This is a genomic window from Novosphingobium sp. GW835-FHT14H07, from assembly GCF_058793515.1.
This window is the reverse complement of the sequence record NZ_JBXAFX010000027.1, coordinates 1-23,560: the sequence shown is the minus strand read 5'-3', so window position 1 is coordinate 23,560 and position 23,560 is coordinate 1. Positions and strand designations below refer to the sequence as shown.

The window sequence follows — 23,560 nt, the reverse complement described above, 5'->3', positions numbered from 1 at the left end:
TTTGCTTACGCCCGGTATCGCTCGAAACCATGCCCACGCCGCAACCGCCTCGCGCCGAAAGTGCAGACCTGCCGCGCACGATCGCGCTTGTGGACGACGACCGCAATATCCTGACGACTGTTTCGATCGCACTGCAGACCGAGGGCTTCGCCACGCGGCTCTACAATGATGGTGACGCGGCCTTGAAGGCGCTGCTCGACAATCCGCCGGATCTGGCGGTGTGCGACATCAAGATGCCACGCATGGACGGGCTGGAGTTGCTGCGCCGGCTTCGCGAGAAGAGCGATCTGCCTGTCATCTTCCTGACAAGCAAGGACGACGAGGCCGACGAAGCGCTCGGCCTGTCGATGGGGGCCGACGATTATATCGCAAAACCGTTCAGCCAGCGATTGCTCGTAGCCCGGATTAAAGCGATTTTGCGGCGCAGCGAAATCGTGCGGCGCGAGGCGGCCGAACAGGAGGCGGACAGCGAACCCTTGCCCGAGCCGATCCGTCGCGGGCGACTGGTCATGGATCCGGCGCGCCATGCGGTGACCTGGGAGGGTGAGCCCGTTTCGCTTACGGTGACCGAGTTCCTGATCCTTGAAGCGCTGGCAATCAGGCCGGGCGTGGTGAAGACGCGCAACCAGCTGATGGATGCGGCCTATCACGATGACGTGTTCGTCGACGACCGCACGATCGACAGCCATATCAAGCGCCTGAGGCGCAAGTTCCGCGCGGTGGACGGCGAGTTCGGGGCGATCGAGACGCTCTACGGCGCCGGTTACAGTTTTGCCGAAGACTGACGGCAATGTTCAGCCGGGTTTGCGTCGGCGGCGCCTGCGGACGCTGTGGCGCATCCGCGGCGTCTCGCTGACCACCCGTATCCTGTTCGTCAACGTCATTGCCCTGGCGCTGCTTGCGGGCGGGTTCTTCTATCTCGACAGCTATCGGACCCAGCTGATCGAGGAGCGGTTCAAGCTGGCCCGGGCCGAGGCGGAGATCGCCGCCGATGCTCTGGACGGGGCGAAGATGGCGCAGCGCAAGGAATTGCTGGCGCGGATCGGCACGGATCAGGTGTTGCGCTTGCGGCTCTACGATCCTGAAAGCCAGTTGCTGGCCGACAGCTTCGCTCTGGCGCCCCCATCCTTCGCGCTGATCAATCCCGAGACCGAGCCCTGGTACCAGAAGGCGGCGCGACTGCTGGACCGGGGCGTGGATTTCATCGTCAACGCCCCGACGGTGGAGCGTTACAGCGATACCTCCGAGCGGCCGGCCGGGAGCTGGCCCGAGATCCAGGCGGCGCGGCAGTCGGGGCGGACGGAAGTGTACCTGCGCTATGCCCCCGACCGCACGCCGGTGATCACGGCGGCGACCCCGGTGGGTGACAAGGGCGAGGTGCTGCTGACCTTGCGCAATGCGCTCGACGTGACGCAATCGGTGCGTGATGCCCGCCAGACGCTGGTGATCATCATCGGCATCGCGCTGCTGCTGTCGGTCCAGCTCTCGCTGTTTCTCGCACGCACCATCGTCCAGCCATTGCGGGCGCTGGTGCGAGCGGCCGTGCGCGTGCGGCTCGGGCGCGAGCGCGAGGTGGTGGTGCCGCGCCTGCCCGATCGTGGCGACGAGATCGGCCTTCTGGCGCGCGCGGTTTCGGACATGACCACGGCCTTGCGCCAGCGGATCGACGCCGTGGAAAGCTTTGCCGCCGACGTTGCACACGAGCTCAAGAACCCGCTCGCCTCGCTTTCCAGCGCGCTCGAGACGATGGAGCGGGTTGAGGAACCGGCACTGCGCCGCCAGCTTTCGGACATTGCCGCGCATGATGTGCAGCGGATTGACCGCCTGATTACCGAGATCGCGGACGCGAGCCGGATCGATGCGGAGCTGAGCCGCGCGACCTTTGTCGCGGTGGACCTCGCCTTGCTGGCCTCTCAGGTGGTGGGTGCGCGCGATGTGCGGGCCAGCGCCACCGTGCCGATCAGGATGGTGCGGCTGGACGGCGAGACGACCGTGCCGGGCGACGCCGCGCGGCTGGAGCGCGTGCTGGAGAACCTGCTCGACAACGCGGTCTCGTTCTCGCCGACGGGTGGCTGCGTCGACGTCAAGGTCTGGGGCGACGGGGACTGGGCGCATATTGCGGTAAGCGATCAGGGCCCGGGCGTGCCCATGGCGGAACGGGACAAGGTGTTCGAACGGTTCCATTCGGTGCGGCCGGCCGAAGAGGCGTTCGGCGCGCACAGCGGCCTTGGCCTTGCCATCGCACGGACGATTGCCGAGGCCCATGACGGCACGCTGACGATCCATGATCGGCCCGATGGCAAGGCCGGGGCCTACTTCCTGCTGAGCATTCCCCTCGCGGTCGAGGAGGAAGCGGAGTGAGCCGGGCAATGCAACTGACCTGCGTGGCGATTGGCGGGAGGGGCCTGCTGATCGCTGGAGCGCCGGGGACGGGCAAGTCGAGTCTCGCACTGGCGCTGATCGATCGCGGGGCAGTGCTGGTCGGCGACGATGGGGTGATGGTGGAAGCTAAGGAGGGGCACCTGATCGTTGCCGCACATCCCAATACGGTCGGCAAGCTGGAAGTGCGCAACCTTGGCATTCTTGATTTTCCCGTCTCGGCGCCGGTCCCCGCTGCATTGCTCGTGCAACTGGACAGCACCGCACCGCGGTTTATCGAGCAGGCGCAAGCGTATGAAATGGAAGGGATAAGAATTCCTTGCGTGGCACTCTGGCCGGAGTCGCCGGTGCTGCCGCTGCGCGCGGAGCTGGCGCTTGCCCGCTATGGGTTGACGTTTTCCTGATTGGGGACAGGTCCATTTTGCGGACTTTCCAAGCGTGCGGCAAAGGCGCAAAGCGGGCTTCCGATGGCGCAAGACTCAAGCTCTCCAGGCTCCGGCCCTCAGCGCATTCTCCTCGTCACCGGCTTGCTCGGCGCGGGGAAGACGACCGCGCTGCGCACGCTGGAGGATCTGGGCTGGGAGGCGATCGACAACTTCCCGATCCGCCTGCTCGATCGCCTGCTCGAAACCGAACCGGGATCGGCGCGGATGGAATCGGGCGCGCCCATGGCGATCGGCTTCGATACCCGCACGCGGGGGTTCGATCCGGCCAGGACGATCCAACTGGTCAAGAAGCTCTCGCAGCGCAAGGACATCGAAGTCACCACCCTGTTCCTCGATTGTGGCGGGGCTGAACTCGAGCGGCGCTACAACGAAACCCGCCGCCGCCACCCGATGAGCGAGGACAAGCCGGCCTCGACCGGGATCACGGCCGAGCGCGAACTGCTCGAGCCGCTGCGACGCTGGGCCGATGTGGTGATCTCGACCACCAGCTTCACCTCGAACGACCTGCAGCAGGCGATTCGCGACCAGTTCGGCGATGTGACCGCCTCTGCACCGACGCTGACGATCAGCAGCTTCGGCTTTTCGCGGGGCACGCCGCCGCTCGCTGATCTGGTGTTCGACATGCGGTTTCTTGCCAACCCGCACTGGGTGGACGAACTGCGGCCGCAGACCGGGCAGGACCCGGCGGTGGGGGACTATATCCGGCAGGACCCTGCTTTTGCCGAGGCTTTCCAACGGATTCGCGATCTGCTGCTGCTGCTGCTTCCGCGCTATCGCCAACAGGGCAAGGCATATGTCCACGTGGCATTTGGCTGTACCGGCGGCAAGCACCGCTCGGTGTTCATGGCCGAGCAGATCGCTTCAGCCTTGCGCGCGGAAGGATTTTCACCCACATTGCTGCATCGCAACCTCGCGTCGCGCGCGGCCGATCTGCTTGAAGGTCGGAAAGCTTGAGACAGCGGGGGATAACAAGGATGGGCGGGGCAGCACTGGAAGCCATGCGTTTTGATTCCCAGTCGTCTTGCGCGCCCTGCAATCCTGCCAAGCTCGCGTTCATCGCCAGCAGTGCAGATTGCCCGGCCGCACTTCGGAGCCTGCCCCTTTCATGATCGGTCTTATTCTGGTTACCCACGGCGCTCTCGCCGACGAGTTCATCCATGCGATGGAGCATGTCGTCGGCCGGCAAAGCGACGTGATCGGCGTGTGCATCGGTCCCAACGATGACATGGAGAAGCGCCGCAAGGAGATCGCCGACGCGATTCGGCGCGTCGATAGCGGCGAAGGCGTGATCATCCTGACCGATCTGTTCGGTGGAACGCCCTCGAATCTTGCGATCTCGCTGATGCAGGCGGGGCGCGTCGAAGTGATTGCCGGGATCAACCTGCCCATGCTGATCCGCCTCGCAAAGGCGCGCAATTGCATGGGTGTAAAGGAAGCGACAGCCGCCGCGCGCGATGCGGGGCGGAATTACATAACGATCGCTTCGGAATTCTTAGGGCAGGATGCATGAGATGGCTGAACAGGGTTACGTCACCCGGGAGACAGTAACGATCGTCAACCAGCGCGGCCTCCATGCACGGGCCAGCGCCAAGTTCGTCAACGCGGTGGCCAAGCTGCCCGCCGGGTTCGAGGTGACCGTGGCCAAGGATGGCACCGATGCCGCCGGGGCTTCCATCCTGGGGTTGATGATGCTGGGCGCGGCGAAGGGCGATACGGTGGACGTGAGCGTAGCCGGCCCTGAAGGCGAGGCAGACGCGATCCTGATGAAGCTGACCGGCCTGATCAAGGACGGCTTCGGCGAAGACTAACGGTTGCTGCGACCCGCTCAGTCGCGCATTGGGATGCCATGACGCGCAAGATCATCACCGGCTATTCCAACCCCACGGTAAAGTTCGTCCGCTCCCTGCGCGAGAAGAAGCACCGGCGGCGCGAGCGCAAGTTCCTGGCCGAGGGGCTGCGCCTGCTGACCGATGCGCGTGAGGGGGGGCGACTGCCGGAAATCCTGCTCATGGCGCAAGGGCGCGAAGGGCACCCTCTGCTTGACGAGCTTGAGGCGGATGTCGCCCGCGCCGGCGGCGATGTGATCGAGCTGCCGCTGGACATCCTGGCCAAGGTGACCGGCAAGGAAAATCCGCAGGCAGTTGCGGGGGTGTTTGCCGAGTGGGACACTTCGATCGATCTGATCGATCGCAATGCCGCGCCGATCTGGCTGGTTGCGCACGCCATGCGAGATCCCGGCAATCTTGGCACGATGCTGCGCACGGCGGACGCGGTGGGGGCAGGCGGGCTGATCCTGATCGACGATTGCGTGGATCCGTTCTCGGTCGAAGCCGTGCGGGCAAGCATGGGCGCAATCTTTACCGAGCGGCTGGCGCAGGCCCGGTGGGAGGAGTTCATCGTCTGGTTGCGGCAAGGAGAAGGTCAGCTTGTTGCGGCATCCTTGCGCGAGGCGGTGCCTTATCGCGGTGCGGCCTATGCCAGCCCATGCTTCGTGATGGTCGGCAACGAATCGCGTGGGCTGCCTGAAGATTACGAGATGGCCTGCGACTTGCGCGTGACCATGCCGATGAAGGGGCGCGCGGACAGCCTGAACGCGGCGGTGGCAGGGGCTGTGCTGGCCTACGAAGTGCTTGCCAGCCTGCCTGAATAACCACGTACCAACCGGTTAATCGCACGCTCAGTCGCGCGGGAGCATGGGTAGCCTCATGCGCTCGACTCTCGCCTTTCTCGCGGTTTCGGCCTCGCTCCTGGCGGGTTGCGCCACTGCGCCTTCGGGTAGTGCGGGGCTGGCCGGTACGGCTTGGACGATTCTGCGCGTGGATGGGGCCGCGCCGGTTGCGCCCGAGAAGGCCACCTTGAAGTTCGAGGACGGGCGGCTGAGCGCAAGCGTCGGCTGCAACGGCATCGGCGGCGACTATCGCGTCGATGGGCAGAGGTTGGTCGCTGGCCCGCTCATGGCGACGCGGATGTTCTGCGAGGGTCCGGTGTGGCAACAGGAGGAGGCGGTCAACGCATTGCTATCTGCCGCACCCGAGATCGAGCGCCGCGGACGGACGATGCGGTTGGTGTCCGGCGGACATGCGCTCGACCTGGAGCTGACGACCGGCTGATCAATCCCCGGCGATGAAGGCGGTGATCTGCCACTGACCCTGCTTGGGTTCGGCAATCAGGCGATAGTCGAGCAGGCTGCGCAGCTTGGCCGTTTCGATGTAGCCTTTGGTTCCGTCATGCGTGGTAACGCGGATCGCTCTGGCTTCACTGTCGAAGTCCATCGGATCTATGCCGACAATGCTCCAGCCTGCTGGCGCCAAGGGTTTGCCGCCCGGTTTATCCCGCATGGGCGTGTCGTCGCCGAGCACCAGCATCGCGCTGTAGCTGTCGATGTCTTCTGGCACGTTCCAGAAGACCCATGGCATCGCGGCCAGCCCGCCCTGCACGGCGCAGCCCAGCGGCAACATCGCTTCGAGTTCAAGCCACAGCTTCGTATCGGGATCGTTGAGACGCTTGACCAGTTCGGCAGGCCCGTTGCCGCCCCCATAGTCCAGCGCGATATCGGGTGCCGCGAGCTTGGACATCGCTTGCGCGTCCCGTTTCAGGATCGCGGCCACCAAGGCCTTGTGAAACGCGGGCCAGCCTGGCTGCTTCAGGCATTCGTCCCGCGGCGCGTAGCGGGCTTCCTGCACCGTAGCAGGCGCTGGGGTGGCAGACTGGCTTGCTTCAGGTTCGGGCTCCACCACTGGCTCGGAGGCCGGCGGGGGCGCTGGCGGGGCCTGATAGGGTTCACTAGCGCTTGGCGACGCTTGAGGCTCGCTCCCGCTCCCGCACCCGGCCAGAGCCGCCAGTGCGGCAGTGGCGAAAAGGAGCCGGGCGAGCCTCTGTGTCATTCCGCAGCGACGTCTCCATCGTCGTTGGCAATCGCTGCGAGCGGCACCGGTTCTGCCTCGGCATAGCGCGGGGCGGCTTCGACAAGAGGCACTTCCTCAAGCTCGCGCTTGCCGATCTCGATGTGCTTGTCCTTCAGGCGGCGACCAGCCGACAGCACGTTGCGTTCGAAGCTGCCGACGAACTTGTTGTAGTTGCTCACTGCACTGTCCAGCCCGTTGCCGACGCGCTTGAGGTGTTCGGCGGCGACGGCAAGGCGATCGTAAAGCTCGCCGCCCATCTTACCGATCTCGCGCGCTTCGCGGGCCAGGCCGTCCTGCCGCCAGACTTGGGCCACGGTGCGGGCAATGGCGACGAGGTTGGTCGGGCTGGCCAGCAGAACGCGCCGTTCGAAGGCGAAATCCCATAGCGAGGGGTCACGCTCCAGCGCGGCGGCAATGAAGTGTTCGCCGGGGACGAACATCAGCACGTAGTCCGGCGCCTCTTCGAACTGCGACTGATAGGACTTGGCGCCCAGTGTCTGGATGTGGTTGCGCATCGACTGGACGTGGGCGTTCAACGCGATCTTCCGCGTATCGTCGTCCTCCGCCTCGAAGGCATCCTGATAGGCATTGAGCGAAACCTTGGCGTCGATCACCAGCAGCTTGTTTCCGGGAACGCGGACGATGGCATCCGGGCGCAGGCGGCCTTCGTCGGTATCGACCGAATGTTCCGTGATGAAATCGGTGTGTTCGGACAGGCCGCATTGTTCCAGCACGTTGCGCAACTGCAGTTCGCCCCAGCGCCCGCGAGTTTTCGGGCCATTGCGCAGCGAGTTGCCGAGTTGGGCGGCTGCGGCACGCACTGCTTCCTGCCCATCGCGCATCGACTGGATCAGACCGGTCAGCTGGCCAAACGAGTCCACGCGCTGCTTTTCGAGGCTCTGCACCTGTTCCTCATAACTGCGGAGCCGCTGGTCTACAGGGGCGAGCAGGGACTTGAGGCGTTCGGCGCTGGTCTTCTCGCTTTCCTCGAAACGGGCATGAGCACGGTTGAGAAAGGCTTCCTGCGCCTTTTCCAGCACCTTGTTGCCAGCATTCTCGAACTCCTTGCGCAGGGCCTCCTGCGCCTCGATCAGCAGGCGTTTCTGTTCGGCGAAGTTCTCGGCATCGGCCTTCATGCGCTCAAGCTCGGCGCGCAAGGCTTCGCGCTCGGCCCGGACCTGAGCAAGTTCGGCGCGGACCTGATCTGCATCGGCAGCGCGCTGGCGGGCGGCGGCGAGAGCAGGGGCCAGTTCATCGCGCTGGCGGCGAACATCCTGCAGTTCGGAAAGGCCGGCTTCCAGTGCCTTGGCGCGCTCCACCGTGGCAGCTAGGTCGACCGTCATTGCCTTGACCGTGCCTTCGTGGGCCTTGGCCTCGGCATCGCGGCTGTCATGGCGGGCGCGCCACTCGGCAGCAGGGCGGGAGCCGAAAAACCAGCCGATACCAAGCCCGATCACAAGCGCTACGATGACGAAAAGGGCAGATTCCACGAAATTCTCCAGAAGGAACGAAATGGGAACCTACCGTGACGGGCAAATTGGCGCAACCGATTCAGCCGGCGTGTTCCACAGGCAGGACAGGGCGCGGAACGGAAAGGAGCGCGACCCGCTAAGCCCTTGCGAACGAAGGAGAGCGCTCATGTCGATCGAGAAGATGATTTCGGAACACCCGCAGGTGGGTGACAACTACAACGCCTCGCTGGGGATGGCAGTGAAGCATGCGATGTATTGCTCCGCGATCTGCAATTCGTGCGCAGATGCCTGTCTCGCCGAGGCGATGGACATGGATCAGTGCATCCGCACCTGCCTGGATTGCTCTGATGTCTGCGCCGCGACGAGCCGCATTGCCACGCGCCGCACGGGATCCAACCGCGAGTTGATCCGGGCGCAGCTTGCCGTGTGCATCAAGGCCTGCGAGATTTGCGAGGCGGAGTGCGCGAAGCATGACCACGCCCATTGCCGCCGCTGCGCGCAGATGTGCCGTGAATGCGCCGACGATTGCCGCCGGGCACTCGAAGATCTGGATCGTGAGGTGCATGAGGCCGCGTAACGCGGCCTCATCAGGTCACGCCGCCTTGCGCAGCTTTTCCAGCTTTTTCAACGCCATGTTGCGCTTGAGGCGCGAAAGGTGGTCTATGAACAGCACGCCTTCGAGATGATCCATCTCGTGCTGGAGGCAGGTAGCCATCAGGCCGTCCATTTCCTCCTCGTGCGTGTTTCCGTCCAGGTCCTGCCAGCGCGCGCGGATGCGGGCGGGGCGCTCGACCTCGGCGTAGATCTCGGGCACGGAGAGGCAGCCTTCCTGATAGAGGCTGTGCTCTTCAGATGGGTCGAGGATCTCGGGGTTGATGAAGACCCGCGGTTCCTTCTTGGTCGGCTGGTGGTGATGATGGTGGCCATCGTGGTCGCAGGCGACGGGTTCGGCATCGGGATCATCGGGTTGAAGGTCGATGACCAGCACGCGCAGTGGCACGCCCACCTGGATCGCGGCGAGGCCGATGCCGGGGGCATCGTACATCGTCTCGAACATGTCTTCGACCAGCGTCTTGAGCTCGTCGTCGAACTTTTCGACGGGGACGGAGACCTGCTTGAGGCGCGGGTCGGGGACTTCGATGATTTCACGGATGGCCATGGGGGGCAGATAAGGAATGTGGGCGGGAGTCGCAAGAACAGCGTTTCGATCAGTGTGATCGGCGATCAGGCCACCGGGCGCCTTGCCCGCAACGCTTGCGCCAAGGTACCTTCGTCGAGGTAGTCAAGCTCGCCGCCGACCGGCAGGCCGTGCGCCAGTTGCGTGACGCGCACGGGGGCGTCTTCGAGCCGCTCGGCGATGTAATGGGCGGTGGTCTGGCCTTCGAGCGTGGCGTTCATGGCGAGGACGACTTCGTCGATGCCGCCGTGGCCCACGCGGTCGAGCAGCTGGCCGATGGTCAGGTCTTCGGGGCGCACGCCTTCCAAGGCCGATAGCCTGCCGCCGAGCACGTGGTACTTGCCGGTGAACAGGCGGGCGCGGTCCAGCGCCCAGAGGTCGGCGACTTCCTCGACCACGCAAATGGAGCGCTGGTCACGGCGGGGATCGGTGCAGATGCCGCAGGGGTTGGCGGTATCGACATTGCCGCAGACCTCGCATTCGACCAGCAGTTCCTGCACCTGGGTCAGCGCGTTGAGCAACTGGGGCAGCGCGGTTTCGCGCCGTTTGATCAGCCACAGCACGGCGCGGCGGGCCGAGCGGGGGCCGAGCCCGGGGAGGCGCGCCAATGCGCCGGAAAGTGCCTCGATCTCTTGCGATGCCATGGCAGCACAGATAGGGCCGGAGCCGACAAACGGAAGGCCTTGCAGACAGCTTATGCGCATCATCTTCATGGGCACGCCCGATTTCGCGGTGCCGACGCTGGAAGCGCTGGTCGCTGCTGGGCACGAGGTGGTTGCCGTCTACAGCCAGCCGCCGCGTCCGGCGGGGCGGGGCAAGAAGCTCCAGCCGTCGCCGGTGCATCTGGCGGCGGAGGCGCATGGGATCGAGGTGCGCACGCCGGCTTCATTGAAAGGGGCCGAAGAGCAGACGGCGCTTGCCGCGCTGGGGGCCGATGTCGCGGTCGTGGCGGCCTATGGCCTGATCCTGCCGCAGGCGGTGCTGGACGCGCCGCGCCTGGGCTGCCTCAACGTCCACGGCTCGATCCTGCCGCGCTGGCGGGGGGCGGCGCCTGTGCAGCGGGCGATCCTTGCAGGTGACGATATGACCGGCGTGACCATCATGCAGATGGAGCGCGGACTGGATACCGGGCCGATGCTGGCCGAGGTTAAGACGCAGGTCGATGGCAAGACGGCGGGCGAACTGACTGCGGAGCTGGCCGCGAAGGGCGCCGCGCTGATGGTGCAGGTGCTCACTGATCTGGCTGCCTATCCGGCTGTGGTGCAGCCCGAGGCGGGTGTGACTTACGCCCACAAGATCGACAAGGCGGAGAGCCGGCTGGATTTCACGCGCGATGCGGTGGAGGTGGAACGGCAGGTACGGGCGTTTGCGCCGGTGCCCGGAGCGTTCTTCGAGCTTGAGGGCGAGCGGTATCGCATACTGGCGGCTGAAGTCGCTGATGCGCAGGGTGAGGCTGGCGTGACGCTTGATGACAGGCTCACCATCGCCTGCGGTTCGGGCGCGATCCGGCCTGTGCTGATCCAGAGGGCGGGGCGTCCGGCCATGGATGCGGCATCGCTTCTGCGCGGGCGGGCGATTGCGGCGGGGACCCGGCTCGGCTGATGCGGTTTGCGCTGACTCTCGAATGGAACGGCGGGCCCTATATGGGCTTCCAGCGCCAGTCGCACGGGCCGAGCGTGCAGCAGGCGGTGGAAGAGGCGGTCGAATCCGTCACGGGCGAGGCCGTGGTGCTCAACGCCGCAGGGCGGACAGATACCGGGGTTCATGCGCTGGGGATGCGAGCGCATTTCGATCTTTCGCGCGCGTTCGATCCGTTTCGCATGATGGAAGCACTCAATGCGCGGCTGCGCCTGGCGGAGCATCCGATCGCGGTGCTCGATTGCAGCCACGTGGCCGACGACTGGCATGCGCGCTTCTCTTGCATCGGCAGGTCGTACGAATATCGCATCATCAATCGCCGCGCGCCGCTGACGCTGGAACTGGGGCGGGCCTGGCGTATCGCCAAGCCGCTTGACGCTGCGGCGATGCACGCCGCGGCGCAGGCGCTGGTGGGCCATCACGATTTCACCACGTTCCGTTCGGTGCACTGCCAGTCGGCCAGCCCGTTGAAGACGCTCGACCGGCTGGACGTGCGGCGCGAGGGCGACCGGGTGATCATCGAGGCAGCGGCGCGCAGCTTCCTGCACCATCAGGTGCGCTCGATGGTGGGGTGCCTTGCGCTGGTGGGGCAGGGGCAGTGGCCGGTCGGCCAGGTGGCCGAAGCGCTGGCAGCAAAAGACCGTAGCAAATTAGGACTTAACGCGCCTGCCGAAGGTCTATACTTCGTCTCCGCAACATATCCCGGAGAGTGAAAAATGACCGATCTTCAAGGCCAGCGCATCGTCTCGCAGCTCGATCCCGACGGCACCCTGACCGTCAGCCTTGAAGACTTTACCCTGCCTGCGCCCGAGGGGCGGCAGGTGGTGATCCGCGTGGAAGCGACGCCGATCAATCCCTCGGACCTTGGTCTGCTGTTCGGCCCGGCAGATATCGAAAAGGCGGAGTTCTCGCCCGGCAGGATTGTGGCGAAGATGCCCGATCCTGCTGTGCGCGCGATGGCCGCGCGCCACGGCGCAGCCATGCCTGTGGGCAACGAAGGTGCGGGGACGGTCGTCGCAGCCGGCGATGCTCCGGAAGCGCAAGCACTGCTCGGCAAGCGCGTGACCTGCTTCCCCGGCGGCATGTATGCGACGCTGGCCGTGGCCGATGCGGCGATGTGCCTTGAACTTCCTGAGGGCGTGACGGCGGAGCAGGGCGCTTCGGCCTTCGTCAATCCGCTGACCGCCTTGAGCTTCACCGAGACGATGCGCCACCTTGGGCACAACGCTCTGGTGCATACGGCCGCAGCTTCGAACCTGGGGCAGATGCTGGTGAAGATCTGCCAGGCTGACGGCATTCCACTGGTCAACATCGTGCGCAACGATGCGCAGGTGGCGATCCTGAAAGGGATCGGTGCCGAGCATGTCGTCGACAGTTCGAAGGCAACGTTCCTTGACGACCTCGCTGTTGCGATCGGCGCGACCAAGGCGACGATGGCATTCGATGCAATCGGCGGTGGCAAGCTGGTCAGCCAGATTCTGACGGTGATGGAGCAGGTGGCCAATTCGGGCGCGGCTTACAGCCGTTATGGCTCGAACAGCCCCAAGCACGCTTTCATCTACGGCGCGCTCGATCTTTCGCCGACGGTGCTGACCCGCAACTTCGGTTTCAGCTGGGATGTCTCCGGCTGGCTGCTGACGCCATGGATGGGCAAGCTGGGTGCCGAAGTCGTCGAAAAGATGCGCAGCCGCGTGATGGCGGAACTTACCACGACATTTGCGAGCAGCTACAAGGCGCGCGTCACGCTGGATCAGGCGCTGACGAAGGAGGCCGCGCTGGAATACAATGCGCGGCGCACTGGCGAGAAATACCTGATCACGCCGTGACGCGGTAAACGTCCGACTGCGTAAGCCTACATAACTGGTGCACCAGCAATCCTGAACACGTGTTGTCCTATCCGGCAGGGATGGACGGGACCGCGAGCAGTGGAAGGCTGGAAAGGTTGAAGCTCTGGCTGCTCGAGCGGCCAGGCTCGCTGCTGCATCTGTTGCACTATGATATTGAACCGGGCGAGGTGGAGTGGTTCGCCCGACGCAAGCTCGAATACATCAATTCCCTGAGCGGCAACCTGTTCGAGGCGTTGCGCATGGCGCTGATGCTGGCGATATGCGCGCCCGGCCTGACCTGGCATTTCTATGTCGGTGCCGTGCTGCTGCTGGCCCAGATGCGCGTCGGCCTGACCGAACTGCGCCGAAAGGAAAGCAGCGGGCAGTACAAGCCATCGGAGATGGTCGAGATATGGGCCAAGGGCATCTGGCTGAGGGCCATATTCCTTGCCGCGTTTACCGCCTGCTGCATCATCGCCGTGCCGAGCGAGCGGATCGGGGCGCTGATCATCTACGTTCTGGTGCTGGCCCAACTTGAACTGCTGTTGCAGTTCACGATCCCGGTGGCGGGGATCATCTCCCAGACGATCTCGCTGGGACTGATGACCTTTGCGCTGCTATTCCGGTCCGACTTGCGCGGGGAACTGATCGTGCCTGTCATGGGCCTGCAGCTGATCGCCCTGCACGTGATGCTTTTCAACCTGCACTACATGTTCGCTACGCGTATCCTGCGGACGCGCCGGCTGAAGGCAGCGGGCGAGACGATACAGGGCCTGCTCACTGCGTACGAGACCCATGCCAGCGACTGGATGCTTGAGACCGACGCCAGCGGGAATGTCGCGCTGCCGTCCGAACGATTGTGCACGGCCCTGGGGCGCGATGCAGCCGATCTGGAAGGCGTGAAGCTGGTCAACCTGCTTGTTGCAGGACCGGAGACCGAGGCATTGCGTGAGGCGGCACGTAAGCTGAAGCCGTTCCATGACATGGTAGTCCCGATCGTTATCGAGGGGGACCTGCATTGGTGGTCGGTTACGGGCAATCCGCTTTACGAGGAGCTTCGTCATAGCGGCTTCCGTTTGTTCGTTCGGGATGTGACTGATCGCTACACTGCCGAAAGCCAGGTGAGGTTCCTCGCGGACCATGACAGCCTGACCGTCCTGCCCAACCGGCATAACTTCCAGGCGAGGCTGGAGGCGGCGCTTGACGGCGCCGTTGCAAACAATCCTTTCGCCGTATTTTACGTCGATCTCGATCACTTCAAGGCGGTCAACGATACGCTCGGCCATCAGTTTGGCGACAGCGTGCTCGTCGAGGCGGCATGGCGGATCAAGTCGGCGCTGGGAGGACAAGGCTTCGTTGCCCGCTTGGGCGGGGACGAGTTCGCCTGCATCGTCGACGATTTCGATACTGTGGACGATCTGCGGGAGGTCGGCCGCGCGATAGTCGAAGCGATCAGCCAGCCTATGGAGATCGAACGCCGGACGGTCCGCATCGGTGCGAGCATCGGCATCGCGATTGCGCCCGAACACGGGGCCACGTCCGAGACTTTGCTGCGCAGCGCGGACCTAGCGCTTTACGAGGCCAAGTCACGTGGCCGAGGGTCAGCTATCGTGTACGACCCGGCGATGGAGGAGCTGAAGCAGGAGCGCGGCCGGCTTGAGCTGGATTTGCGCAGCGCATTGGCCAATGGCGAGTTCGAGCTTCACTACCAGCCTTTGCATGAGCTCGCGAGCGACCGCATTGCCGGGTTCGAAGCACTGCTGCGCTGGCGGCACCCTGAACGGGGCTTGATCCCGCCAGACGTGTTCATACCCATTGCCGAGCACACCGGCCTCATCGTGGCCCTTGGCGAATGGGTTCTGCGCGAGGCGCTGGCAGAGGCGGCCACCTGGCCTTCGGACATGACCGTGGCGGTCAACGTTTCACCCGCACAGATGGCGGACTTCACTCTGCTCAAACAGGTGATCGCTGCACTTTCGGCGAGCGGCTTTGATCCGCACCGACTGGAGCTCGAGATTACCGAAACGATGCTGATGCAGGAGTGTGACGATCATCTGCAGCAACTGGAACGTCTGCACGCACTCGGCGTGCGCATCGCGCTCGATGACTTCGGGACGGGCTATTCATCGCTGAACTATTTGCGCAGTTTCCCGTTCGACAAGATCAAGATTGACCGCTGTTTCATCAGTGAACTCAACGCAGGCAGTGAAAGCAGTGCGATCATCGAGGCAGTGCTGGATCTGGCCAGCAAGCTGAACATGCAGACCATTGCTGAGGGTGTGGAATCCGAGGAGCAGCTTGCGAGCCTGCGGGCGCTGGGGTGCGAGCAAGTGCAAGGCTATCTGATCAGCAAGGCGATACCCGCGGAAGACCTGCCCATCAGCCGCCAGTTTGCTCGGCAAAAGCTTGAGGCCGCTGACGCGATGCCGAGGCTGCCGGAGCTGAAGCTTGAGGATTACCGGGTGGAGCAGGAGGCCCGGCGGGCCTGAGCCCGCCGCAGCCGTCACCCGCTTCAGCCGCGGTGGGCAACGCTTTCGGGGAGGTCCTTGCCGAAAACGCGCTGGTAGTATTCGGCCACCAGCACGCGCTCGGTCTCGTCGCACTTGTTGAGGAACGAGAGGCGGAACGAAAAGCCGACATCGTTGAAGATCTGGCTGTTCTGCGCCCAGCTGATCACCGTGCGCGGGCTCATCACGGTCGAGATATCGCCGTTGATGAAGCCCTGACGGGTCAGGTTCGCAACGCGCACCATGTCGGCCACGACCTGCGGATTGAGATCGGGCACCTTCTTGCTGACGATCTCCACCTCGGTCGCATCGGGCAGATAGTTCAGCGCGACGACGAGGTTCCAGCGGTCCATCTGCCCCTGGTTGATCGCCTGCGTACCGTGATATAGACCCGAAGTGTCGCCAAGGCCCACCGTGTTGGCCGTAGCAAACAGGCGGAAATGCTTGTTCGGGCGGATCACGCGGTTCTGATCGAGCAGCGTGAGCTTGCCTTCGGTTTCGAGTACGCGCTGGATCACGAACATCACGTCCGGCCGGCCGGCGTCATACTCGTCGAAGACAAGCGCGGTGGGTGTCTGCAGCGCCCAAGGCAGCAGGCCTTCTCGAAATTCGGTGACCTGAAGGCCATCACGCAGCACGATGGCATCGCGGCCGACGAGGTCGATGCGGCTGATGTGCGCATCGAGGTTGATGCGGATGCACGGCCAGTTGAGGCGGGCTGCAACCTGTTCGATGTGAGTCGACTTGCCGGTGCCGTGATAGCCCTGCACCATCACGCGGCGGTTGTAGGCAAAGCCCGCAAGGATCGCCAGCGTGGTGTCCGGATCGAACACGTAGGTTTCATCGCGATCGGGCACGCGCTCATCGGCGCGGCTGAACGCGGGGACCTTCATGTCGATGTCGATGCCGAAGGTCTCGCGGACATCGATTTCGGTGTCGGGCGCGGCGAGCAGCGTCGTCGCGTGGCTGTTCGGAAGTTCGCTCATCGCTGCCTCGCCTATACGGGCGGGGGCGGCGCTGCAATAAGGTTTCACGGAACCTGTCCGTTAGAATGGGAGAATTTCGATGAAGCTCTACGGCGCGATGCTTTCGCCGTTCGTGCGAAAGGTGGCGGTTGTCCTTACGGAAAAGGGCATTTCCTTCGAACTCGCTCGGGGCGGGCCGGGCAGCAGCGATCCTGAGTTCCTTGCCTGCAGCCCCTTGGGCAAGATCCCGGCGATCGACGACGACGGCTTTCAACTCGCCGATTCGACCGCGATCGCGGTGTATCTTGATGCGCAGTATCCCGAGCCGCGGCTGATCCCGGATGAAGCCAAGCTGCGGGGCAAGGCAGTGTTCTGGGACGAGTTCGCCGACACCGTGCTGGGCGCGTCCGGCCTGAAGATCCTGTTCAACCGTCTCGTCGGCCCGAAGCTGATCAAGACCGGTGGCGACGAGGCAATTGCCCTGCAAGGCGAGGCGGAACTGCCGCGCTGGCTGGATTGGCTGGAAACGGCTGTGCCTGATGAGGGCTGGCTGCTGGGCGAGAGCTTCAGCCTAGGCGACATTGCCGTCGCCTCGATGTTCCGCACGCTGGCCTATGTCGGCCACGGTGTCGACGCAGCCGCGCGGCCCAAGACGGCGGCGTGGTATGCCCGTGTCGCTGCGCGTCCGGCGTGGGCCGCCGTGGCGGCGCAGGAAGAGCCGATAGCGCAGCGCATCATGGCCATGTGACATCAAGGGTCCGGGAGGGCGTGCTGCGTCCTCCCGGAAACGCTTCATCGCTTTGCGCTTGCGGCATACCAACTGGTTGGTATGTCTTCTTGGGTGATCCCGAATCGACCCTTTCGACCTCCGGCAGTGACCGCGAAGGACAAGCTGCTCGAAGCGGCGGTGAAGCTGATCCGATCGAACGGCTTTGCTGGCACCTCGGTCGATCAGCTTTGCGCCGAGGCCGGGGTGACGAAGGGTGCGTTCTTTCACCATTTCGCGTCCAAGGAAGCGCTTGGGGTGGCGGCAGCGGAGTACTGGTCGGCGAGCACTGGCGGGTTTTTCGCCGAGGCGCCCTTTCACGCTCTGCCCGACCCGGTCGATCGGGTGCTGGGCTACATCGATCTGCGGATCGCGTTGATTGGCGGGCCGCCCGAGGCCTTCTCGTGCGTGGCCGGGACCTTGGTGCAGGAGGCGTTTCGGTCGAGCGCGGCAATTCGCGTCGCGGCCGAAGCCAGCATCATGGCAAATGCAAGGGCGCTCGAGGCGGATCTTGACGCAGCGGTGGCACAGTGCGGCGTAACAGGCACGACAGGGGCGAGCCTTGCGCGGCATGTCCAGGCAGTGATCCAGGGCGCGTTCGTCCTGGCCAAGACGCAGCCGGAAGACGCTGCCGCGGAATTGGCGCGAGAGCAACTGGCGCACCTGAGACGCTACTTCGCGATGTTGTTCGGGAGGGATACCGGAGAGGAGTAAAGGCCCATGTCCTATGTAGACGGGTTCGTGCTGGCGGTACCGACCGCCAATAGGGAAAGATACGAGGCAGTCGCCCGCAAGTTCGACGCCATGCTGGTCGAGCACGGAGCCTTGCGGGTGGTCGAGGCGTGGGGAGATGACGTGCCCCACGGCAAGCGCACTGATTTCCACCGCGCCACCGAAGCCACGAACGACGAGACAATCGTGTTCAGCTGGGCGGAATGGCCTGACCGGCAAACCCGTGATGCGGCCCACGCCGCGATGGAGAAGCTCATGTCCGAAAGCGGCGAGCCGATGGACATGCCGTTCGACGGGGCGCGGATGATTACCGGTGGCTTCGCCACGCTGCTCGATTTGGGAGGGCGGGCGTGAGCCGCCCCGTTCCGTTCTGCTGGTACGAACTGATGACCGGCGATGCCGATGGCGCGGCGGAGTTCTATGGCGCTGTGGTGGGCTGGAGCTTCAGCGCGCCCGATCCGCAATCGCTGATCGACTATCGCATGATCCTGCGCAGCGATGGGGGCGGCAATGGCGGGGTGCTGCAATTGAACGAGGCCATGCGACAGGGCGGAGCGCATCCGGCGTGGGTGCCCTATCTTGCCGTCGCCGATATCGACACAGCGCTATCGGCGATCGAGGCCGATGGCGGCCGTGCGCTGATGCCCCGGACCGATATTGACGAGGGCAGCTTTGCCATAGTCACCGACCCGCAAGGCGTGCCGTTCTACCTGATGCAGCCGCGCCCGCCCGCAAACCAACCGGGCGCCCAAAGCGACGCGTTCAAGGCCGATGGCGTGCAGCATGTGCGCTGGCACGATCTGGCCACGCCCGATCCCGCTGGCGCCAAGGCTTTCTACGGCCGGCATTTCGGCTTCGAGTTCAACAACGTGATGCCGATGGGTGAACTGGGCGAATACGCCTTCATCGACTTTGGCGCCCAGGCGCTGGGTGGCATCATGCCGCTTGTTGGCGGGCGCACGCCGGGCTGGCAGGTCTACTTCGGCGTTCCGTCTGCCCTGCAGGCCCGCGACGCCATTGTCCGGGCCGGCGGCACGATCCTGACCGAGCCGCATCAAGTGCCTGGCGGCGATTGGGTCGTCATCGCGCAGGACCCGCAGGGTGCGCAGTTTGGCGTGGTCGGTCCCAGGGGAGAATGAGGATGAGCAAGTTCACGTTCTACACGAACCCGATGTCGCGCGGCCAGATCGCACGCTGGGCACTGCACGAAGTTGGCGCGACTTATGACACCGTGCTGGTCGACTGGCAGGCCAAGCCGGAGGGCTTCCTTGCTGCCAACCCGATGGGCAAGGTGCCGACGATCGTGCACCACGCCGACGAAGGCGATCACGTAGTCACCGAATGCGCCGCGATCTGCCTGTACCTGGCGGAGGTCTTCCCGGAGGCCGGTCTGGGGCCGCAGGATCACGAACGTGCGGCCTATCTGCGCTGGACATTCTTTGCGGCTGGGCCAGTGGAGCAGGCGGTCACGGCGCGCAGCCTCGGCTTCGATCCAAAGGACCCACGGCAGCAAGGCATGGCCGGCTTTGGCAGCTATGATCGCACGGTCGATTCGCTTGCGCGGCACCTGGCTCAGAACGCCTATGTCTGTGGCGACCGGTTCACGATGGCGGACGTCTATGTTGGCAGCCACGTGGATTGGGGCGTCGGCTTCAAGTCTCTGCCCGAGCGGCCGGAGTTCCTGGCCTATCTCGATCGGGTGCGAGCGCGGCCGGCCTATGGCGAGGCGAAGGCGATTGATAGCGCACTGATCGCCGAGATGCAGTCGTGACAGTCCCTCCGCTTACCCTGTGCCTGTGGTACGATGGCGATGCCGAAGAGGCAGCAAACTTCTATGCCGCAACTTTCCCCGACAGCGAGGTCGGGTCGGTCAATCGCGCGCCGACCGACTTCCCCGGCGGCTCCGCCGGCACCGTGCTCACGGTCGAGTTCACTGTTCTCGGCACGCCCTGCATGGGGCTGAATGGCGGGCCGCAGTTCCCGCATAGCGAGGCGTTCTCGTTCCAGGTGGCTACAGATTCGCAGGAGCAGACCGATCGCTACTGGAACGCCATCGTCGGCAATGGTGGTGCGGAAAGTGCCTGCGGCTGGTGCAAGGACAAGTGGGGCCTGAGCTGGCAGATTACCCCGCGGGTCCTGACCGAGGGAATGGCTCATTCCGACCCGGATGTTCGGGCGCGGGTCTTCTCTGCAATGATGACCATGCACAAGATCGATCATGCCACGATCGAGGCCGCGGCGCGAGGTGATGCCTGATGCTCGCGCTCTACGGCCATCCCTTCTCGTCCTACACATGGAAGGCGCTGATCGCGCTCTATGCCAATGGCACGCCGTTTACGTTCCACAGTCTCGATGGCGAGAACCCCGATCAGGCAGCTGCCCATGACCGGGTCCAGCAGGCCAGCCCGATGGGCAAGTTTCCGCTGCTGGTGGATGGATCGCGCGAGGTGTTCGAAGCGACTTCGATCATCGAGTATCTTGCGCTTCACCATCCCGGTCCCGCGCCGCTTCTCCCTGCCGACGCAGACGAGGCGGTCTGGACGCGCATGATCGACCGGGTGTTCGACAATTACGTGATGAACGCGATGCAGGACAGTGTCGACGATGCGATCCGGCACGGAACCGTCTCGGCCGAAGTGCAGGGGCGCGTCGAAGAGCGAGTGACGCGCGCCTATCGCTGGATCGATGCGTGGCTGGCGGGCTATGCGATGTCTGCAACCATCAGCCTGATCGAATGCGCTGCTGCGCCCGCGCTGTTTTATGCCGATTGGGTGGTACCCATCCCCGATAACTGCGCACGCCTCCGGATCTGGCGCGCGCACCTTCTGGCATTGCCGCCGGTGGCGCGCTGCGTCGAGGACGCGCGTCGATTCCGGCATTACTTCCCCCTCGGCGCGCCCGATCGCGATTGAGCGGCAAGGAGACAGACATGCACGAGCTTTCGATCAACCGCTATATCGCGGCCAGCCCGGTCGAAGTCTGGGACGTCCTGGCCAACCGGCAGGAGGAATGGTGGTGTCCCAAACCTTGGCGCATCACCATGGTCGCGCAGGAACGTCGGCCCGGTGGTCGGTCTGCGATGGTCATGCATGGCCCGGATGGTGAGGAGATGCCGCAGGAGGGGATTTTCCTTGCCTGGGAAGAAGGCCGGCGATTCATCACGACCGATGCGGTTACGTCTGACTTCGAACCCTCCGGACCTTTCATGATCGGTATCTGGGAAGTGGCGCCGGAAGGTGATGGCACGCGCTACACTGCCAGCGCCCGGCACTGGACCGAGGAGGCGATGCAGAGCCACGCCGAGATGGGGTTCGAAGCGGGTTGGAATGCCTGTGCCGACCAATTGCAGGCGCTTGCCGAGGCCGATTGACGTAAAGGCGGGGCAGGCGCAATCTCTGTGGATGGGAGAGAGAGCGCAGGCACCGGCGCAGCTTGCCGGGCTCGATCGCGAGGCTTGGGAAGCACTGCTGGGCAATGCCTTGCCGTTCGCCGTTGGCGCAGGTGAAGTGCTGTTTCGGCAAGGCGATCATGCCGATGCACTCTACCTTGTCGAAGCGGGCCTGCTGGAGATCGCCGCGCGCATTCCGGGTGACGACAATGCGGTGATCTCGGCAATACGGCCCGGCGAGGTCGTGGGTGAGTTTGCCCTGCTTGACGATGGCCCCCGCTCGGCCCGGGTCAGGGCAGTGGAGGACACCCGCGGGCTGGTGGTATCCGGTCGCCGCTTCCGGGCGCTGCTGGCCGATGGCTCGGGCTGGGCCATGCAGCTCGGACACGCCTTGCGCCGCCTCGTGGCCGCGCGCACCCGGCAGACGCTCGAGCGGATCGTGGCCGAAGGGCATTTCGATCCGCACGCGCTGCGGCAGTTGCATTCCGGGCCGGGGCCCAGCCCGTCGCGCTCCGATGCGGCTGTGCTGGCGCATGGCCTTGCGCGTCTTAAAGGCATCGGGGATATCGTGCAGGCGGGGGCACTGCTGGAAGCGCGGCGGGGCGCTACGGTGGCTGCTCCAGGGGACAGACAGGACGGTCTCTTTCTCGTCCTGCGCGGGGCAGTGCGCGCAGCGGTGCCGCGGGGCGCGATGGCAGAGCAGGTCTTCGTGTTCGGGCCCGGCTGCTTCGTCGGCCTGACCGGTCACAGCGATGGCGGGCCGCAGCCACTGCTGGTGACGGCGGCGGAACAGGCACAGCTTGTCCATCTTCCTGCCGTGACGCTTGCCGTGCTGGAAGCCGATGCGCCGCCGTGGTTGCCCGTGCTCCACGCAGCATTCGGGCGGCAACTGGTGCAGGACCAGCGCAAGGCCAACCGCCACCTCGGCCGCTCGTTGTCCTTGGCGCGTTTCAACCATGCCGGAGAACTGGGCTGATGTGCCGCATCCTGAGCTATCTCGGCACGCCGGTCCTGCTCGATGACCTGCTCTACGCGCCCGATTCCTCGCTGCTCAATCAGACGATCGGCGCGCAGATGCTGCAGATGCTTAACCTGGCAGGTTTCGGCATGGCGGCGTGGGACGAAGCAAGCCACGCACCGAACGTGCCGTTTCGTTATCGTACGACGCAGGTCGCGCTGTTCGATCGCAATCTCAAGGCGCTTGCCGGCAAGCTGCGTTCATCCGCGCTGCTCGCGCACATTCGCGGCGTGCCCTATAACTCCACGGTCCAGATCAACGAGCAGAACTGCCATCCCTTCCGCTTCGATGGCGTGCCGCTGTCCATGGCGCACAACGGCGATCTGGCAGGTTTCCGGGACATGCGCTTCGATCTTGCTCCGCACATCCGGCCGGAGTTTGCCAAGCAGATCCAGGGCTCCACCGACAGCGAATGGATCTATGCGCTGGTCGTCTCGGCCCTGCCTGATCCGGGCGGGATCAACGAGCCTGACGCCATCCTCGCCGCGATCCGCCATGCCTTGAGCGTGCTGCGTGAGGCCAGGGCGCGGCATGGGATCACGCGGTCAAGTTCGACTAACCTGATGTTCTGCGATGGCACCAATCTTGCCGCTGTCCGCTTTACTTTTGACTTCGGACACTTTGATGCGGGCGCGCTGCAGGGCAGTTCGGAGTATCTCTCGATGTGGTACACGTGCGGACGGGACTATGGCCTTCACGAAGGCGAGTGGAAGCTGATCGGCGGAGCCATCGATGCCGACAGCGTGATCGTGGCTTCAGAGCCGCTCACCCGGGACTTCGCGACATGGATCGAAGTGCCGGAGTATTCGGCGCTGCTGGTGCGGCGCGATGGGGCAAGGCGGCGGGCGGAGATTCACGCTCTGGAAGTCTGATCGGCACCTGATAGGCTTGTGCTCAGCAGTGAAGGGGAAACGTCATGAGCCTGTTCGATTCGATCCTTGGCCAGGTGGCCGGCAATGTCGATGTGAAGAACCTTGCGGCAAAGGTCGGCATCGATCCCGACACAGCCGAGAACGCGATTGCGGCGCTGGCTGCGGGGCACCAGTCGAAGGGCGACACGATCGAGACGGCGGCGGCCAACTCCGGCCTCGACGCCTCGAAACTGCAGGAGATCGTAGGCCACATCGGCGGCGAGGGCGCACTGGCCAGTTTTGCTTCGGCGCTTGGCCAGAATCCCGATGCGTTGAGCAAGGTTTCCGCCTTCCTCGACAGGGACGGCGACGGCACTCCGCTCGACGATCTTGCCGGTATGGCCAAGGGCCTGTTCAGTCGCTAACGCATTCTGATTGGCGGCACCGGCCCGCTCCCCCGGCCCGACCACCCGACAGTGTATCCTATGGG

At 64.5% G+C, this 23,560-nt stretch carries 29 protein-coding genes; 24 read left to right on the top strand and 5 right to left on the bottom strand.

Annotated features, from left to right (window positions below):
* Positions 1-29: 29 nt before the first annotated feature.
* The 8 genes from AC1Q5P_RS17980 (at position 30) to AC1Q5P_RS17945 (ending at position 5,935) form a co-directional block, all read left to right on the top strand.
* Positions 30-785 carry a response regulator transcription factor gene (locus tag AC1Q5P_RS17980; RefSeq protein WP_193827198.1) on the top strand — a complete coding sequence of 252 codons (756 nt, stop codon included), beginning with the start codon at positions 30-32 and terminating at the stop codon, positions 783-785.
* Positions 772-2,361, top strand: a complete 1,590-nt coding sequence (locus AC1Q5P_RS17975; protein WP_492476922.1) for a stimulus-sensing domain-containing protein — start codon at positions 772-774, stop codon at positions 2,359-2,361. Before AC1Q5P_RS17980 ends, AC1Q5P_RS17975 begins: the two co-directional genes overlap by 14 nt.
* The gene (locus tag AC1Q5P_RS17970; protein ID WP_492519663.1) at positions 2,358-2,783 is read left to right on the top strand and encodes an HPr kinase/phosphorylase; all 426 of its coding nucleotides are present in this window, start codon (positions 2,358-2,360) and stop codon (positions 2,781-2,783) included. The genes AC1Q5P_RS17975 and AC1Q5P_RS17970 overlap by 4 nt, the downstream gene beginning before the upstream one ends.
* Positions 2,784-2,846: 63 nt before the next feature.
* Positions 2,847-3,779, top strand: a complete 933-nt coding sequence (rapZ, locus tag AC1Q5P_RS17965; protein ID WP_492519662.1) for an RNase adapter RapZ — start codon at positions 2,847-2,849, stop codon at positions 3,777-3,779.
* A 151-nt stretch (positions 3,780-3,930) separates the two neighbouring features.
* Entirely contained in the window at positions 3,931-4,335 is a 405-nt protein-coding gene (locus AC1Q5P_RS17960; protein WP_039331580.1) for a PTS sugar transporter subunit IIA, read from the top strand.
* Position 4,336: 1 nt separating this feature from the next.
* Complete coding sequence (locus AC1Q5P_RS17955) at positions 4,337-4,633, top strand: HPr family phosphocarrier protein (RefSeq protein ID WP_039331581.1); 297 nt, start codon at positions 4,337-4,339, stop codon at positions 4,631-4,633.
* Positions 4,634-4,671: 38 nt separating this feature from the next.
* Positions 4,672-5,475: a TrmH family RNA methyltransferase gene (locus tag AC1Q5P_RS17950; RefSeq protein WP_492519661.1), complete on the top strand. Its 804-nt coding sequence runs from the start codon at positions 4,672-4,674 to the stop codon at positions 5,473-5,475.
* Positions 5,476-5,530: 55 nt separating this feature from the next.
* Complete coding sequence (locus AC1Q5P_RS17945) at positions 5,531-5,935, top strand: META domain-containing protein (RefSeq protein ID WP_062346571.1); 405 nt, start codon at positions 5,531-5,533, stop codon at positions 5,933-5,935.
* Here AC1Q5P_RS17945 and AC1Q5P_RS17940 read toward each other — a convergent pair whose 3' ends face one another.
* Positions 5,936-6,709 carry a hypothetical protein gene (locus AC1Q5P_RS17940; RefSeq protein ID WP_156135698.1) on the bottom strand — a complete coding sequence of 258 codons (774 nt, stop codon included), beginning with the start codon at positions 6,707-6,709 and terminating at the stop codon, positions 5,936-5,938.
* Positions 6,706-8,220 (bottom strand): DNA recombination protein RmuC, encoded by a 1,515-nt coding sequence (locus tag AC1Q5P_RS17935; RefSeq protein ID WP_492519660.1) that lies wholly within the window; start codon positions 8,218-8,220, stop codon positions 6,706-6,708. Before AC1Q5P_RS17935 ends, AC1Q5P_RS17940 begins: the two co-directional genes overlap by 4 nt.
* Before the next feature lie 148 nt (positions 8,221-8,368).
* Here AC1Q5P_RS17935 and AC1Q5P_RS17930 point away from each other — a divergent pair, with 148 nt between their 5' ends.
* Positions 8,369-8,779 (top strand): four-helix bundle copper-binding protein, encoded by a 411-nt coding sequence (locus AC1Q5P_RS17930; RefSeq protein WP_039331588.1) that lies wholly within the window; start codon positions 8,369-8,371, stop codon positions 8,777-8,779.
* Between the two features lie 15 nt (positions 8,780-8,794).
* Here the strand turns inward: AC1Q5P_RS17930 and def are convergent, their stop codons facing one another.
* Complete coding sequence (gene def / locus AC1Q5P_RS17925; RefSeq protein ID WP_062346579.1) at positions 8,795-9,361, bottom strand: peptide deformylase; 567 nt, start codon at positions 9,359-9,361, stop codon at positions 8,795-8,797.
* Positions 9,362-9,426: 65 nt separating this feature from the next.
* A complete protein-coding gene (gene recR, locus AC1Q5P_RS17920) occupies positions 9,427-10,023 on the bottom strand; it encodes a recombination mediator RecR (protein WP_062346581.1) in 597 nt (198 codons plus the stop codon).
* 52 nt (positions 10,024-10,075) lie between these two features.
* Between recR and fmt the strand changes: the two genes are divergently transcribed.
* From fmt to AC1Q5P_RS17900, 4 genes are all read left to right on the top strand, one after another.
* Positions 10,076-10,981, top strand: a complete 906-nt coding sequence (fmt, locus tag AC1Q5P_RS17915; RefSeq protein ID WP_062346584.1) for a methionyl-tRNA formyltransferase — start codon at positions 10,076-10,078, stop codon at positions 10,979-10,981.
* The gene (gene truA / locus AC1Q5P_RS17910) at positions 10,978-11,730 is read left to right on the top strand and encodes a tRNA pseudouridine(38-40) synthase TruA (RefSeq protein WP_062346585.1); all 753 of its coding nucleotides are present in this window, start codon (positions 10,978-10,980) and stop codon (positions 11,728-11,730) included. Before fmt ends, truA begins: the two co-directional genes overlap by 4 nt.
* Positions 11,731-11,733: 3 nt before the next feature.
* Positions 11,734-12,843: a zinc-binding dehydrogenase gene (locus tag AC1Q5P_RS17905; protein WP_492519659.1), complete on the top strand. Its 1,110-nt coding sequence runs from the start codon at positions 11,734-11,736 to the stop codon at positions 12,841-12,843.
* A gap of 116 nt (positions 12,844-12,959) precedes the next feature.
* Positions 12,960-15,332 (top strand): putative bifunctional diguanylate cyclase/phosphodiesterase, encoded by a 2,373-nt coding sequence (locus AC1Q5P_RS17900; RefSeq protein WP_492519658.1) that lies wholly within the window; start codon positions 12,960-12,962, stop codon positions 15,330-15,332.
* Between the two features lie 23 nt (positions 15,333-15,355).
* On the opposite strand, the gene AC1Q5P_RS17895 is transcribed toward AC1Q5P_RS17900, so the two are convergent.
* Entirely contained in the window at positions 15,356-16,336 is a 981-nt protein-coding gene (locus AC1Q5P_RS17895; protein ID WP_039331597.1) for an AAA family ATPase, read from the bottom strand.
* Between the two features lie 79 nt (positions 16,337-16,415).
* Here AC1Q5P_RS17895 and AC1Q5P_RS17890 point away from each other — a divergent pair, with 79 nt between their 5' ends.
* From AC1Q5P_RS17890 to AC1Q5P_RS17840, 11 genes are all read left to right on the top strand, one after another.
* The gene (locus AC1Q5P_RS17890) at positions 16,416-17,063 is read left to right on the top strand and encodes a glutathione S-transferase family protein (RefSeq protein ID WP_492519657.1); all 648 of its coding nucleotides are present in this window, start codon (positions 16,416-16,418) and stop codon (positions 17,061-17,063) included.
* Positions 17,064-17,189: 126 nt separating this feature from the next.
* On the top strand, positions 17,190-17,795 hold the full coding sequence (locus tag AC1Q5P_RS17885) for a TetR/AcrR family transcriptional regulator (RefSeq protein ID WP_039331599.1): 606 nt from the start codon (positions 17,190-17,192) through the stop codon (positions 17,793-17,795).
* A gap of 6 nt (positions 17,796-17,801) precedes the next feature.
* Positions 17,802-18,167: a DUF1428 domain-containing protein gene (locus AC1Q5P_RS17880; RefSeq protein ID WP_039331600.1), complete on the top strand. Its 366-nt coding sequence runs from the start codon at positions 17,802-17,804 to the stop codon at positions 18,165-18,167.
* Positions 18,164-18,952, top strand: a complete 789-nt coding sequence (locus tag AC1Q5P_RS17875; RefSeq protein WP_492519656.1) for a VOC family protein — start codon at positions 18,164-18,166, stop codon at positions 18,950-18,952. The genes AC1Q5P_RS17880 and AC1Q5P_RS17875 overlap by 4 nt, the downstream gene beginning before the upstream one ends.
* Before the next feature lie 2 nt (positions 18,953-18,954).
* Positions 18,955-19,584: a glutathione S-transferase family protein gene (locus AC1Q5P_RS17870; protein WP_193827182.1), complete on the top strand. Its 630-nt coding sequence runs from the start codon at positions 18,955-18,957 to the stop codon at positions 19,582-19,584.
* Positions 19,581-20,069 (top strand): VOC family protein, encoded by a 489-nt coding sequence (locus AC1Q5P_RS17865; RefSeq protein WP_492519655.1) that lies wholly within the window; start codon positions 19,581-19,583, stop codon positions 20,067-20,069. The genes AC1Q5P_RS17870 and AC1Q5P_RS17865 overlap by 4 nt, the downstream gene beginning before the upstream one ends.
* Entirely contained in the window at positions 20,069-20,725 is a 657-nt protein-coding gene (locus AC1Q5P_RS17860; protein ID WP_492519654.1) for a glutathione S-transferase family protein, read from the top strand. The genes AC1Q5P_RS17865 and AC1Q5P_RS17860 overlap by 1 nt, the downstream gene beginning before the upstream one ends.
* Positions 20,726-20,742: 17 nt before the next feature.
* Positions 20,743-21,183, top strand: a complete 441-nt coding sequence (locus tag AC1Q5P_RS17855; protein WP_492519653.1) for an SRPBCC family protein — start codon at positions 20,743-20,745, stop codon at positions 21,181-21,183.
* A 31-nt stretch (positions 21,184-21,214) separates the two neighbouring features.
* Positions 21,215-22,177: a cyclic nucleotide-binding domain-containing protein gene (locus AC1Q5P_RS17850; RefSeq protein WP_492519652.1), complete on the top strand. Its 963-nt coding sequence runs from the start codon at positions 21,215-21,217 to the stop codon at positions 22,175-22,177.
* A complete protein-coding gene (locus AC1Q5P_RS17845; protein ID WP_052241949.1) occupies positions 22,177-23,091 on the top strand; it encodes a class II glutamine amidotransferase in 915 nt (304 codons plus the stop codon). Before AC1Q5P_RS17850 ends, AC1Q5P_RS17845 begins: the two co-directional genes overlap by 1 nt.
* Positions 23,092-23,135: 44 nt before the next feature.
* Entirely contained in the window at positions 23,136-23,495 is a 360-nt protein-coding gene (locus tag AC1Q5P_RS17840) for a hypothetical protein (protein ID WP_492519651.1), read from the top strand.
* Positions 23,496-23,560: the final 65 nt, after the last annotated feature.